The organism is Micromonospora sp. NPDC048909 (assembly GCF_040649635.1).
Lineage (GTDB): Bacteria > Actinomycetota > Actinomycetes > Mycobacteriales > Micromonosporaceae > Micromonospora.
The window spans coordinates 63,333-75,802 of sequence record NZ_JBEZFU010000016.1; the positions used below are offsets into that span (position 1 = coordinate 63,333).

The 12,470-nt window shown below is 73.1% G+C and carries 13 protein-coding genes; 4 read left to right on the forward strand and 9 right to left on the reverse strand.

Features of this window, described 5'->3' with window-relative positions:
* Positions 1–21 precede the first annotated feature (21 nt).
* Positions 22–576, reverse strand: coding sequence for a hypothetical protein (locus AB0C04_RS29620; RefSeq protein ID WP_357060979.1), 555 nt, complete (start codon positions 574–576; stop codon positions 22–24).
* A 142-nt stretch (positions 577–718) separates the two neighbouring features.
* Here AB0C04_RS29620 and AB0C04_RS29625 point away from each other — a divergent pair, with 142 nt between their 5' ends.
* On the forward strand, positions 719–1,294 hold the full coding sequence (locus AB0C04_RS29625; protein WP_357060982.1) for a DinB family protein: 576 nt from the start codon (positions 719–721) through the stop codon (positions 1,292–1,294).
* A 117-nt stretch (positions 1,295–1,411) separates the two neighbouring features.
* Here the strand turns inward: AB0C04_RS29625 and AB0C04_RS29630 are convergent, their stop codons facing one another.
* The 7 genes from AB0C04_RS29630 to AB0C04_RS29660 all read right to left on the reverse strand — a co-directional run bounded on the left by AB0C04_RS29630 (position 1,412) and on the right by AB0C04_RS29660 (position 8,542).
* A complete protein-coding gene (locus AB0C04_RS29630) occupies positions 1,412–2,191 on the reverse strand; it encodes an HAD-IIA family hydrolase (RefSeq protein ID WP_350872822.1) in 780 nt (259 codons plus the stop codon).
* A 35-nt stretch (positions 2,192–2,226) separates the two neighbouring features.
* A complete protein-coding gene (locus AB0C04_RS29635) occupies positions 2,227–3,258 on the reverse strand; it encodes a ferrochelatase (protein ID WP_357060985.1) in 1,032 nt (343 codons plus the stop codon).
* 77 nt (positions 3,259–3,335) lie between these two features.
* Positions 3,336–4,103: an enoyl-ACP reductase FabI gene (gene fabI / locus AB0C04_RS29640; RefSeq protein WP_357060989.1), complete on the reverse strand. Its 768-nt coding sequence runs from the start codon at positions 4,101–4,103 to the stop codon at positions 3,336–3,338.
* 36 nt (positions 4,104–4,139) lie between these two features.
* Positions 4,140–4,844, reverse strand: a complete 705-nt coding sequence (gene fabG, locus AB0C04_RS29645) for a 3-oxoacyl-ACP reductase FabG (protein ID WP_281573264.1) — start codon at positions 4,842–4,844, stop codon at positions 4,140–4,142.
* Positions 4,845–5,511: 667 nt separating this feature from the next.
* The gene (locus AB0C04_RS29650; RefSeq protein WP_357060992.1) at positions 5,512–6,462 is read right to left on the reverse strand and encodes a VWA domain-containing protein; all 951 of its coding nucleotides are present in this window, start codon (positions 6,460–6,462) and stop codon (positions 5,512–5,514) included.
* Positions 6,459–7,457: a DUF58 domain-containing protein gene (locus AB0C04_RS29655; protein WP_357060994.1), complete on the reverse strand. Its 999-nt coding sequence runs from the start codon at positions 7,455–7,457 to the stop codon at positions 6,459–6,461. The genes AB0C04_RS29650 and AB0C04_RS29655 overlap by 4 nt, the downstream gene beginning before the upstream one ends.
* Complete coding sequence (locus tag AB0C04_RS29660; protein WP_350872805.1) at positions 7,436–8,542, reverse strand: MoxR family ATPase; 1,107 nt, start codon at positions 8,540–8,542, stop codon at positions 7,436–7,438. Before AB0C04_RS29660 ends, AB0C04_RS29655 begins: the two co-directional genes overlap by 22 nt.
* A 240-nt stretch (positions 8,543–8,782) precedes the next feature.
* Between AB0C04_RS29660 and AB0C04_RS29665 the strand changes: the two genes are divergently transcribed.
* From AB0C04_RS29665 to AB0C04_RS29675, 3 genes are read left to right on the forward strand one after another with little or no spacing between them, the layout of a single operon-like run.
* Positions 8,783–9,013 carry a hypothetical protein gene (locus AB0C04_RS29665; RefSeq protein WP_357060997.1) on the forward strand — a complete coding sequence of 77 codons (231 nt, stop codon included), beginning with the start codon at positions 8,783–8,785 and terminating at the stop codon, positions 9,011–9,013.
* Between the two features lie 22 nt (positions 9,014–9,035).
* Positions 9,036–9,617 carry a PH domain-containing protein gene (locus tag AB0C04_RS29670; protein ID WP_357060999.1) on the forward strand — a complete coding sequence of 194 codons (582 nt, stop codon included), beginning with the start codon at positions 9,036–9,038 and terminating at the stop codon, positions 9,615–9,617.
* A 43-nt stretch (positions 9,618–9,660) separates the two neighbouring features.
* Positions 9,661–11,277, forward strand: a complete 1,617-nt coding sequence (locus tag AB0C04_RS29675; RefSeq protein WP_357061003.1) for a PH domain-containing protein — start codon at positions 9,661–9,663, stop codon at positions 11,275–11,277.
* 63 nt (positions 11,278–11,340) lie between these two features.
* Here the strand turns inward: AB0C04_RS29675 and AB0C04_RS29680 are convergent, their stop codons facing one another.
* Positions 11,341–12,405, reverse strand: a complete 1,065-nt coding sequence (locus AB0C04_RS29680; RefSeq protein ID WP_357061006.1) for a phosphatase PAP2 family protein — start codon at positions 12,403–12,405, stop codon at positions 11,341–11,343.
* Positions 12,406–12,470 lie beyond the last annotated feature (65 nt).

Consider the following 12,470-nt stretch of genomic DNA (forward strand, 5'->3'; position numbering starts at 1 on the left):
CCTGCAGCGTAAGCGCAGACCCTAGGCGGCCTGAGCCAGGGCAGCTCGGGCCGCCGTGACGAACGAGTCCCTGCGCCTTGTCCGCTCCTCGATCGCGGTGAGCCGCTCCGGCGGGAACAGGGCGGACAAGGGAGCATCCGCCGAATCGGAACGCGCATCGCGGATCAGTCGGAGTTGTAGCCGCCACTCGTCGTTGATGCTTCTCATGACAAGCTCCGCTTCCCGGGCGAGTTCGTCCGGCCCCTCGAGGAGGACGAGGTTGTAGGCCTCGTCAAGGGTCCGCAGGGCCAGATACGTCTCGCTGGGCGTCGACCGGATCGCATCGTGATCCTGCTGCAGCCAGTTCCCGTCGAGACGTCGATAGGCCTGATCACAGGCGCTGAGAAAGCCCACGTACGAATCCCGGCGAAGTTGGTCCCTGCGCGCCGTGCGCTGCTCCGCTCGCTCGGCACGAGCGACGGCGAGGCTGTTGGCCATCTGCAGCCGCGAGGCCCACACACCGATCAGCCCGGTGATGGCGGCTGCGGCAAGCGTGGACAGGGATGCGACCAGCGCGACGGCGACGGTGTCCTGCATGCGATACATCATCGCCAAGAGCGGCAAGCCCTCTGTAGCCCGGAACGTCCTAACTGGACGGCTCGACAACAGGCTGCCGTGGCCGGTCCGCCCGTCCGCGAGCGGGGCAGTGCCGACATCCAACGGATGCCATAGTGGCGCCATGAAGGAAGACCTGCACAGTTACCTGAAGGGTGGCCGCGACGCGCTGCTGTGGAAGCTCGACGGGCTCAGCGAATACGACATCCGCCGCCCGCTGACCCGGACCGCCACCAACCTGCTCGGTCTGGTGAAACACTCGGCGGCCTGCGAGATCCTCTACTTCGGCGTCGTGTTCGGCCGGCCGTTCGGGCAGGAGCTGCCGTACGTCGGCGAGGAAGCGGAAACCAATGCCGACATGTGGGCGACCGCGGATGAGACCCGCGAGGAGATCGTCGCTCTGTACCGTCGCGCGAGCGCCCACGCCGACGCCACCATCGAAGCCCTCGCGCTGAATGATGTCGGCCGCGTGCCGTGGTGGGGCGATCCGGCGGTCACCTTGCACCACGTCCTGGTCCACGTCATCGCGGAAACACAACGGCACGCCGGCCACGCCGACATCGTGCGCGAACTCATCGACGGCGCGGCCGGGCTGCTGCCCAGGAACGACAACCTGCCCCCCGCCGACGAGTCATGGTGGCTGGACTACCGCCAGCGCGTGGAGCAGGCCGCCCTCGACGCCAGCAAACGCAGCAATTAGGTTTCTGTCGATCATCGCCGTGCCGCCGTCGACGAACGTAGGTCGTCGACCAGCACGATCCGCGACAGGTCCTCGGTGACCACCACGCTCATCCTTCGGCCGGCGCCTCGGGCCGGGTCAGAGCTCGTCGATCAGGTCGGCGACGGAGTCGACGATCCGCGACGGGCGGTACGGGTAGCGCTCCGCCTCGGTCCGGGTGCTGATCCCGGTGAGCACCAGGATGGTCTCCAGCCCGGCCTCCAGGCCGCAGAGGATGTCGGTGTCCATCCGGTCGCCGATCATCGCGGTGCTCTCCGAGTGCGCGTTGATGGTGTTCAACGCGGATCGCATCATCATCGGGTTGGGCTTGCCGACGAAGTACGGCTCGACGCCGGTCGCCTTGGAGATCATCGCGGCCACCGAACCGGCAGCGGGCAGCGCGCCCTCGACGGAGGGGCCGGTCACGTCCGGGTTGGTGCAGATGAAGCGGGCCCCGTCGTTGATCAGCCGGATCGCCTTGGTGATCGCCTCGAAGCTGTAGGTGCGGGTCTCCCCCAGCACCACGTAGTCGGGGGCGAAGTCGGTCAGCACGTAGCCGACCGCGTGCAGGGCCGTGGTGAGCCCGGCCTCGCCGATGACGTACGCGGTGCCGCCCGGCCGCTGGTCGCCGAGGAACTGCGCGGTGGCCAGCGCGGACGACCAGATCGCCTGCTCCGGCACGTCCAGCCCCATCCGGCTGAGCCGGGCCTGGAGGTCGCGCGGCGTGTAGATCGAGTTGTTGGTGAGCACCAGGAACGGCTTGCCGGAGGCGCGCATCCGCTTGATGAACTCGGGCGCGCCGGGAACCGGCTGCCCCTCGTGCACCAGGACGCCGTCCATGTCGGTGAGCCAGCTCTCCACGGGCTTGCGGTCATGCATCGGTCATCCCAAGGGGTCTGAGGGTCGGGTCGGTGTCACGGGCGGCGGGGCGGCACGCAGCAGACCGCCGGGCAGGTGTCCCAGAGCGGCAACTCGCCGAGGCGTCGGCGCAGCCGTACCCCGTCCGGGTCGGTCCGTTCGGTGACCAGTTCCCGGACCATCGCCACGAAGCGCGGGTCGGTGCCGGGAGTGCCCGCCCGGACGAAGTCCAGGCCGAGCTGCTTGGCCGTCTCCAACGCCTCGGTGTCCAGGTCCCAGACCACCTCCAGATGGTCGGAGACGAACCCGATCGGGCTGACCACGACGCTGGTGGTGGCGCCCGCCTGGGCCAGCGCCGCCAGGTGGTCGTTGACGTCGGGCTCCAGCCACGGCACGTGCGACGGGCCGGAGCGGCTCTGCCAGACCAGGTCGTACGGCAGGTCGGGCGCCGCCGCGGCGGCCACCAGCCGGGCCGTCTCGCGCAGCTGCGCCTCGTAGCGGCCGCCGTGCGGGCCGGCGCTGGCGGCCATCGAGGTGGGCACCGAGTGGGCGGTGAAGACCAGCCGGGTGCTGTCCCGCTTCGCCGGGTCGAGCTGCTCCAGCGCCGCCCGCACCGCGTCAACGTGCGGCTCGACGAAGCCCGGGTGGTCCCAGAACTGGCGGAGCTTCTCGATCATCGGAGCGTCCGGGCCGACCGCGGCCCGGGCGGCGGCGATGTCCTCCTGGTACTGGCGGCACGAGGAGTAGCCGCCGTAGGCGCTGGTGACGAAGGCGAGCGCGTTGGTCACCCCGTCGTCGCGCATCTGCGTCACCGTGTCGGCGAGCATCGGGTGCCAGTTCCGGTTGCCCCAGTAGACCGGCAGGTCGAGGCCGTGCGCGGCGAAGTCGGCCCGGATCGCGGCGAGCAGCTCCCGGCTCTGCTGGTTGATCGGGGAGACCCCACCGAAGTGCTGGTAGTGCTGGGCGACCTCGGCCAGCCGCTCCGGCGGCACGCCGCGTCCCCGGGTGACGTTCTGCAGGAACGGCATCACGTCCTCGGGCCGCTCCGGCCCTCCGAAGCTCACCAGCACCACCGCGTCGTACGCCATGGCCTCATTCTTCCCCGCGGCCGATGCCGACCCGGCGACGGCCCCCGGATTGCCCGGGGGCCGTCGACGGGCGCGGCTCAGGCGCCGAGGGCGTGGTAGCCGCCGTCGACGTGCACGATCTCGCCGGTGGTGGCCGGGAACCAGTCGGAGAGCAGGGCCAGGCAGGCCCGGGCGGCCGGCTCCTGGTCGGTGAGGCTCCAGCCCAGCGGGGCCCGCTCGGTCCAGGCCTCCTCGAACTGGTCGAAGCCGGGGATCGACCTCGCGGCCATGGTCCGCAGCGGACCGGCGGAGACCAGGTTGCTGCGGATGCCCTGCTTGCCCAGGTGCAGCGCCAGGTAGCGGGAGGCCGACTCCAGCCCGGCCTTGGCCACGCCCATCCAGTCGTAGACCGGCCACGCCTTTGTCGCGTCGAAGGTGAGCCCGACCACCGCGCCGCCGGCGGACATCAGCGGCAGCGCGGCCACCGCGAGGGACTTGTACGAGTACGTCGAGACGTGCAGGGCAGTGGCGACGTCCTCCCACGGGGCGTCGAGGAAGCCGCCGCCGAGGCAGCTCTGCGGCGCGAAGCCGATCGAGTGGACCAGCCCGTCGAGCCCGTCGACGTGCTCGCGGACCTTGTCGGCGAGCCCGGCGAGGTGCTCCGGGTTGGTCACGTCGAGCTCGATCACCGGGGCGGGCTCGGGCAGCCGCTTGGCGATCCGCTCCACCAGGGAGAGCCGCCCGAAGCCGGTCAGCACGACCTGCGCCCCGTTCTCCTGGGCGAGCTTCGCCACCGAGAAGGCGATCGAGGCGTCGGTGATGACGCCGGTGACCAGCAGCCGCTTACCGGCCAGGAGTCCGGACATGCAGGAGTTCCTCCGTCTGAGTCGTGGTGATCTGCGTCAGTGGCCCATGCCGAGGCCGCCGTCGACCGGGATGACGGCGCCGGAGATGTAGCCTGCGGTGTCGCCGGCCAGCCAGGTGACCACGCCGGCCACCTCGTCCGGGGTCGCCATCCGGCCCGCCGGGATCGACTTGCGGATCTCCGCCTTGCGCTCGTCCGTCAGCACGGCGGTCATGTCCGTGTCGATGAAGCCCGGCGCGACCACGTTGGCAGTGATGTTGCGGCTGCCCAGCTCCCGGGTGATCGAGCGGGCCACACCGACCAGGCCGGCCTTGCTGGCGGCGTAGTTGACCTGACCGGCGCCGCCGGACAGCGCGACCACCGAGGAGACGAAGATCATGCGGCCCCACCGGGCCCGGAGCATCTTGGCCGAGGCGCGCTTGGCGCAGCGGAACGCGCCGGTCAGGTTCGTGTCCAGCACCCGGGTGAACTGCTCCTCCGACATCCGCAGCAGCAGCGTGTCGTCGGTGACCCCGGCGTTGGAGACCAGGACCTCGACCGGCCCCAGCTCCCCCTCGATCGCGGTGAACGCCGCGTCCAGCGACTCGGCGTCGGTCACGTCACACCGGACGCCGAAGAAGCCCTCGGGGGCCTCGCCGCTGCGGTACGTGACCGCTACCCGGTCGCCCTGCTTGGCGAAGGCCTGCGCGATGGCCAGGCCGATCCCCCGGTTACCTCCGGTAACCAGCACTGTACGAGCCACGGTGGTTCCTCTCCAGAGATCGCTGCGGCTTGGAGACTAGGCGTTACCGCAGGGTAATCACTAACCACCCCGACGTCGTACCGTGGTACGACCCGCGGGATGTCCGGAGCCGGCCGGCACGGGGGGGCCTCGGCCACCGGGAGGGGGCGCGGTAGGCCGGTCGGCCGAGTGCGCGGCGGGGCATCCCCGGGTGTACGATCATCAACGTTCCGGGCCCCGCCGACCGCAGGAGGTGATCGCTGTGCGAGATAGCGATCCTCCTAGTCGTGGCCGGGCCGATCGTCAGCCCCGCTGAGCCACGGCTCCAGCAGGTGAGCTGACTCAGCTCCGCTCCCGCCCGTTCCGCTCCCCGGCCCTGCGCCGGGGATCGTGAGCTGCGCCGCCCACACCCCGGGCGGCCCCGGGAGCCGCCCGGTCACGACTTCGTGTGCGCGTCCTGATCCATTCAACGGACCGCCCCTGCCCATGGGCCGTCCAGTCGCCACCCGGAGCCCCCTCATGAGCCGCTACATCGCCCCGCTCGGATTCACCCTCGCCGCCGTCTGGGTGGCCATCGTCTTCGTCCTCGCCGGTCACTGACCCGCACACCGCGCCGTTCCCCGACACCGACCCGCCGCCCTCGCGGTCGACCGAGTTCAACCCGGCCGGCCACGAGGACGGCCGGCCGTCACAGCATCCGGGACGACCAGAGCAGGCTGAGCGCGCCGGCGCAGAGCGCGAGCAGCAGCGCCACCCCGGCGTACCACTGGGTGACCTCCCGAGGTTCGGTACGGAACCCGATCGAGCTGCCCATGTCCTGGTAGACCTGCTTCAGCTCGCTCACCGACGCCGCCTCGTAGAAGAACCCCTCGGTGGTCTCGGCCAGCTCCGCCAGGGCCAGCCGGTCCACCGGGACGCGTTGCAACTGCCCGCCGATGTCGACCTGCCCGCCGTCGGTGCCGAACGCGATGGTGGAGACCGGCACGTTGGCCGCCTGCGCGGCGGCAGCCGCCTCCTCCACCGCGCGGCCGGAGGTCCGGTAGCCGTCGGAGAGCAGCACGATCCGCGCCGGCGGGATCTCGGCCGCGCCGTCGGCGGGCACCGACCGGATCGCCTCCAGGCAGGTGAAGACGGCCTCCCCGGTCGCGGTCGCCTCGGCCAGCACCAGCCCGTCGATCGCGCTGGTCACCGCACCCCGGTCCTTGGTCGGCGGCACCAGCACGTTCGCCGACTTCGCGAACGAGACCAGCCCCAGGTTGTAGCTCTCCGGCAGCTCGCCGACGAACTGCTTGGCCGCCTCCTGGGCGGCCTCCAGCCGGTTCGGCGCCACGTCGTCGGCCTGCATGGAGAGCGACACGTCGATGGCGAGCATCACGGTGGCCCGTTCCAGTGGCTCCCGGGTGTCCACCGCCGGACGGGCCAGGGCGGTGGCCAGCACCAGCAGGCAGAGCAGGAACGCGGTGGCCGGCACGTGCCGGCGCCAGCCCAGCCCCTTCGGGGCGAGGGTGCGCAGCAGGTCCACGTTGGTGAACCGCATCGCGTACGCCCGGCGGTGCAGCTGCCGCCACACGTAGAGCGCGGCGAGGGCGAGCACCGGCAGCACGGCCAGCAGCCACCACGGTTGCAAGAAACGGATCATCGTGTCGTCCCCCTGGTGCGGGCGTGCCGCTGCGCGGCCACGAAGCGCACCATGTCCAGCAGCCAGTCTCGGTCGGTACGCAGGCGCAGATGCGCGGCGCCGGCGGCGCGCAGCGCGGCGGAGATCGCGGCCCGCTGGGCCGTCGCCGCCTCGGCGTAGCGGCGGCGCAGCGCCGGGTCGCCGGTCTGCACCTCGTGCAGCTCGCCGGTCTCCGGGTCGACCACCGGCAGCACCCCGACGTCGGGCAGCTCCAGCTCGCGCGGGTCGACCACCTCGATGGCCAGCACGTCGTGACGCACCCGCAGCTTGCGCAGCGGTCGGGCCCACTGCTCCGGTGGGGCGAGGAAGTCGGAGATGACCACCGCCACGCCGCGTCGCCGGGGCGGCCGGTTGAGCATGTCGACCAGGGCGCCCAGGTCGCTGCGGCCGGGCCGCACGTCGGTGCCGGCGATCGCGCGCAGCAGGCCCTGCGCCTCCTTGCGGCCGTTGCGGGCGGCGAGCCGGGTCAGCACGCCCGGCCCGGCCGCCGGCGGTACGCCACGGCGGCGGCCGGTCGGTGGGGCGGCGCCGCCGCCGGTGCCGACCACCGCGCCGATCCGGTTGCCGCCGCGGACGGTCAGGTGGGTGATCGCGGCCACGGCGGCCACCACCACCTCCCGCTTGAGCCACTGCCCGGTGCCGAAGTCCAGGCTGGCCGAGAGGTCCACCGCCAGCCACGTCTCCAGCTCCCGGTCGGCGACCGTCCGCCGGACGTGCGGCATGGTGGTACGCGCGGTCACCGGCCAGTCCATCCGGCGCACGTCGTCGCCGGGCCGGTACTCGCGCGACTCTCCCGCCTCGCTGCCCGGGCCGGGCAGCAGGCCGGCGTAGTCGCCCTGGAGCAGGCCGTCGAGCTTCCGGGTGACCAGCAGTTGGAGCCGGGAGAGCACGACCTCGGACCGGTCGCCGGTGGCGGGGCGAGGGGTGGCTGAGGTCACGGGCGCGGCCCGGGCCACCCGGCGCCCGGCGGCGCGACGGTCGGCGTCGGCGTGGCCTGCTGCCGGGGCGCGACCGAGGGCAGCGGGATGGTGGACATCACCCGGTGCACGATGTGGTCGGCCGGCACGTCGTCGGCGAGCGCGTCATAGCTGAGAACCAGGCGGTGGCGCAGGATGTCCGGGGCGATGTCCTGGACGTCCTGCGGCAGCGCGTAGTCCCGGCCGCGCAGCAGCGCCAGCGCCCGGGTGGCCCGGACCAGCCCGAGCGAGGCGCGCGGGCTCGCGCCGTACTGGATCAGCTGCGCGACGTCCGGCATGCCGTGCTCGGCCGGGGCGCGGGTGGCCAGCACCAGCCGGACCGCGTAGTCGACCAGCGCGTTGTGCACGAAGACCTGGTCGGCCTTGCGTTGCAGCGCGATCAGGTCGGGGGTGCTGAACACCGCCGACGGTTCCGGCGCGGCGACGCCCATCCGGTAGACGATCTCCCGTTCCTCGGCGTCGGTCGGGTAGCCGACGACGATCTTCATGAGGAAGCGGTCCCGCTGCGCCTCCGGCAGCGGGTAGACACCCTCCTGCTCGATCGGGTTCTGGGTGGCCATCACCAGGAACGGGTCCGGCACCCGGTGGGTCTCCCCGCCGATGGAGACCTGCCGCTCGCTCATCACCTCCAGCAGCGCCGACTGGACCTTGGCCGGCGCGCGGTTGATCTCGTCCGCGAGCAGGAAGTTGACGAAGACGGGACCGAGCTCCACGTCGAACTTCTCGCTGGACTGCCGGTAGATCCGGGTGCCCATGATGTCGGCCGGCACCAGGTCCGGGGTGAACTGCACCCGGGCGAACGAGCCGCCGACCACCTTGGCGAGGGTCTCCACGGCCAGCGTCTTGGCCACCCCGGGGACCCCCTCCAGCAGGCAGTGACCGCGGGCGAGCAGGGCGACGACCATCCGCTCCACCATCCGGTCCTGCCCGACGATCACCCGCTTGATCTCGAAGAGCGCCCGTTCCAGCAGGGTCGCGTCCTCGGCGGGAGTGGTCGCCGGCGCGGGCGGCTGCGGTGCCGCCCCGTTCGGTGTCGGGGCGTCGGGCGTGGTCGGCTGGGCCACCGGTCCTCCACAGCATGATCGGTTGTCGCGGCGTGGTGCGTATCAAGACTCGCATGCCCGGCTGAGTGCCGAGGTGGGGAGAAGCCGATTTTCGCCACGCCGTCCCAGCCGGTCGAGTCGCCATTCTCGGGGTGGACAGGTACCGGTTGACCGCGTGTACGATTCACCCCGTCGCCGGGCGGCTCCCCCCGTGGCCGCCCGGCGCTCAACTTCTCTCCCCGCCGACCTAGACTGGCCGGGATGAGCTCCCCCTCACCCGCCGACGAGCCGCTGATCTGCTCGGCCAAGGGATGTCGCGCACCGGCTGTCTGGGCGTTGCGGTGGAACAATCCCCGCCTGCACGACGCCGACCGGCGCAAGACCTGGCTCGCCTGCGCCACCCACCGCGAGACGCTCGGCGACTTTCTCGACGCCCGGGGCTTCCTGCGTGCGGTCGCACCGCTGTCCGGATCGCCTACGCTCGAAGCGTGAGCGCGCAGAACGGATCTCTCCGGTGACCGGAGCGGAGTCCACCGGGCGGCCGGCCGCCGCCGGACCGCCGCCAACGTCGACGCCCGGCCCGCCGTCCGGCCCGCCGGGGCCGGTCCCCGGGCCGCTGGAACCCTGGCCGGAGACCGTCCGGTGGCAACCGATCTCCCGGGACCTGATCTGGGTGGAGCTGGTCCGGCTCGCCGTGGTGCTGGCCGTCGTGGTGCTGGTGGCGGTGATCGGCTGGGCGCTCAGCGGGCACTGGCTGTTCGGCGTGGGCCTCGCCGTCGCCCTGCTGCTCGGCGCCGTCCGGGCCTTCTCCATCGTCCGGGCGGTCCGCGCCTGGGGCTACGCCGAACGCGACGACGACCTGCTGGTCCGGCACGGGCTGCTGGTCCGCCGGCTCTCCATCGTGCCGTACGCCCGGATGCAGTTCGTCGACGTCAGCGCCGGGCCGCTGGAGCGCGCCTTCGACCTGGCCACCGTTCAGTTGCACACCGCAGCGGCGGCCAGCGACGCCCGGGTGCCCGGGCTGCGGCCGGCCGAGGCGTCCCGGCTGCGCGACCGGCTCACCGCCCTGGGCGAAGACCGGGCGGAGGGGCTGTGACCGGCCGGCCCGGCTCGCCGCCGGTGACCGTGGGGCCGCCCCGATGAGCGACGCTCCGGCCGAGCCGGGTCCCCGTCCGTCGGCACCGGACCCCGGGACGCCCCGCGAGCCGGGCGCCGCACCGTACCCGGCGGTCCCGTACCCCGGGCCGCCGCCGTACCCCGGGCCGGGGTACGCCGGGCCGCCGCCGCACCCCGGGCCGTCGTACGGCGGCGCGCCGCCGTACCCGGTGGTGGCGTATCCGCCGGGCGGGGCGTCGCAGCCGGCGGGACCGTACGCACCGCCCGCGCCCGGTACGCCGGGTGGCCCCGAGGAGCCGCGGCGGCGGTTGCACCCGCTGAGCCCGGCGCTGCACGGGGCCAAGTCACTGGTCGTGGTGATCGCCGGGCTCTCCTGGTCGACGCTGTCCCGGGTGGGCTTCGGCTGGTTCGCCGCGATGGTCGCCGTCCTGGCGTTGGGTGCGACGGTGCTCTCGGTGATCAGCTGGTACAACACCGGCTACCACGTGGTCGGCCGGGAACTGCGGGTCCACGAGGGGCTGCTCTGGCGGCGGACCCGGGCCATCCCGCTGGAACGGTTGCAGGCCGTGGAGGTGGTCCGGCCACTGCTCGCGCAGCTCACCGGGCTCGCCGAGCTGCGCCTCGAGGTGGTCGGCGGCGGCAAGACCGAGGCGCCGCTGGCGTACCTCAGCGTGGCCGACGCCGCCGCGCTGCGGGAACGGCTGCTGATCCTGGCCGGCCGGGCCGGGCAGCCGGGCGCCGCCCCGGCCGCCGCAGCTGGGACCGCCGCCCCGACGCACCCGCCGTCCGTCGCGGCGGGTGCAGCGGCCGGGCCGGCGGCGGTGCCGCCCGGCCGGCCGCTGCACGCGGTGCGCAACCAGGACCTGCTGGTCAGCCAGCTGCTCACCCCGCAGGCGTTCCTGCTGCCGTTCGGCGTGGCCTTCGTGGTGGCGCAGTTCCTCTCCGAGGACTCCTGGTCGTTCATCGCGGTGGCGAGCACCCTCACCGCGATGGCCGGTGTGCTGCTGCAACCGGTGCGCCGGGTGCTCGACGACTGGAACTTCCGACTGGCCCGCGACGAGGGGACGCTGCGGGTGCGCAACGGCCTGCTGGAGACCCGGGCGCAGACCGTCCCGCTGGACCGGGTGCAGACGCTGCGGGCCACCTGGCCGCTGCTCTGGCGGATGAAGGGCTGGCTCCGGCTGCGCCTGGAGGTGGCCGGCTACTCGATCGGCGAGGCCGACGAGCGCAACCGCCCGGACCGGCTGCTGCCGGTCGGTGGGCTGCCCACCGCCGAGATGATCGTCGCCGAGGTGCTGCCCGGGGTACAGCTGGCCGGGCTGCCGTTCAGCCCGCCCCCGCCGCGGGCACGCTGGCTGCACCCGCTCAGTCGCGGCGCGCTCGGCGCGGGGCTGCACGAGCGGGTCTTCGCGGTCCGGTCCGGGCTGCTCACCCGCCAGGCCGCCGTCGTGCCGTACGCCCGGATCCAGAGCGTGCGGGTGGTGCAGGGGCCGCTGCAACGGCGGCTCGGCCTGGCCACGGTGCACGCGGACACCGCGGGCGGCCCGGGCGCGGCCGCCGAGGACCGCGACGTCGCCGAGGCCTGGGCGATCGCCGCCGAGCTGACGAGGCGGAGCCACGCCGCCCGCCGGGCCGGCTGACCCGACCGGCGCGCTCGGCAGGTCGCCGGCCGGCCCGTCAGCGGGTGGTCGCCGGCCGGCCCGTCAGCGGGTGGTCGCGGAGACCGTCGGTGCGTCGCCGGCCGAAACCGCGTCGCCGGCTGGGGCCGGATCGGTCGCCGCCGCGCTCACCGGGGTCGGGTCGTCGGGCGGCCCACGGCGGGCCCGGCGGGCGGCCCACCAGCGCTCGGCCAGGCCGACCACCAGGAAGGTCATCCCGACGTACGCCCAGCCGACCAGCACGTCGATCACGTAGTGCTCGCCCGAGTAGACGAGGGTGAAGGTCATCGCCAGCGGATAGGCCAGCAGCAGCGGCCACCAGCGCCGACGGGTCGTGTTGAAGAAGAAGAGCACCACGAACAGCGCCCAGGCGGTGTGCAGCGACGGCATCGCGGCCACCGGGTTCGACGCGATCTGACCGGCGTTGAGCAGGTTGCCGGCGCCGTGCATGCCGAACTCCTTCCAACCCCGGGTGGAGATCCGGGCGACCTCCTCGATCAACCCGTTCTGCGCTGCCCACCAGGGTGGGGCCGCCGGGTAGACGAAGTAGGTGACCAGGCCGGCGGCGCAGAGGAAACCCCACCGGCGCATGTACGCCCCCCAGCGCGCCCGGTTACGCAGCCAGAGCACCGCGGCGGCGGCGAGCGCCACCACGAAGTGCGAGAAGTAGACCCAGCTGACGAGCACGTCCCACCAGTGCACCTCCGGCCGGTAGAGGTGCTGCTGCAACCAGATGGTGGGCACCTGCCCGCCGGTCGCCCAGCCGAACATGAACCGGTCGGCGACGACCAGCTCGTAGGCGTGCGGGGTGGCGCCGTTGTCGGCGAAGCCGCGGGAGAGGTTGTAGACCGCGAAGAGCAGCACCACCGGCACCCAGTCCCGGGCGAAGCGCAGATGACTGCGCCACGGCCGGGACGAGTTCCAGGCGATGGTGCCGGCCCAGATCCAGAGGAACGCGTACGCCGGGTCGGTGGGCAGGCCGATGGCCAGCCATCCGACGACGAAGGCGACTCCCCAGATCGCCATGGCGACCAGACGGCGACGCCCGCCGTCGGGCGACGCGGGCGGGTCGGTCCGGGCGGGGGGCTGGGGGTCAGTCACGACGGCCATCGCGGTCAAGGTTAGCGGCGGCCCGGGCATCGACCGACGCCGACCACCAGCGCGGCCGGGCAGCG

Coding starts and splice junctions, on each gene's coding strand:
- AB0C04_RS29650 (WP_357060992.1), bottom strand. CDS start 6,462: ATGATCCGTTTCTTGCAACCGTGGTGGCTGCTGGCCGTGCTGCCGGTG.
- AB0C04_RS29635 (WP_357060985.1), bottom strand. CDS start 3,258: ATGGCGTACGACGCGGTGGTGCTGGTGAGCTTCGGAGGGCCGGAGCGG.
- AB0C04_RS29630 (WP_350872822.1), bottom strand. CDS start 2,191: ATGCATGACCGCAAGCCCGTGGAGAGCTGGCTCACCGACATGGACGGC.
- AB0C04_RS29675 (WP_357061003.1), top strand. CDS start 9,661: ATGAGCGACGCTCCGGCCGAGCCGGGTCCCCGTCCGTCGGCACCGGAC.
- AB0C04_RS29665 (WP_357060997.1), top strand. CDS start 8,783: ATGAGCTCCCCCTCACCCGCCGACGAGCCGCTGATCTGCTCGGCCAAG.
- AB0C04_RS29620 (WP_357060979.1), bottom strand. CDS start 576: ATGCAGGACACCGTCGCCGTCGCGCTGGTCGCATCCCTGTCCACGCTT.
- fabI (WP_357060989.1), bottom strand. CDS start 4,103: ATGTCCGGACTCCTGGCCGGTAAGCGGCTGCTGGTCACCGGCGTCATC.
- AB0C04_RS29680 (WP_357061006.1), bottom strand. CDS start 12,405: ATGGCCGTCGTGACTGACCCCCAGCCCCCCGCCCGGACCGACCCGCCC.
- AB0C04_RS29625 (WP_357060982.1), top strand. CDS start 719: ATGAAGGAAGACCTGCACAGTTACCTGAAGGGTGGCCGCGACGCGCTG.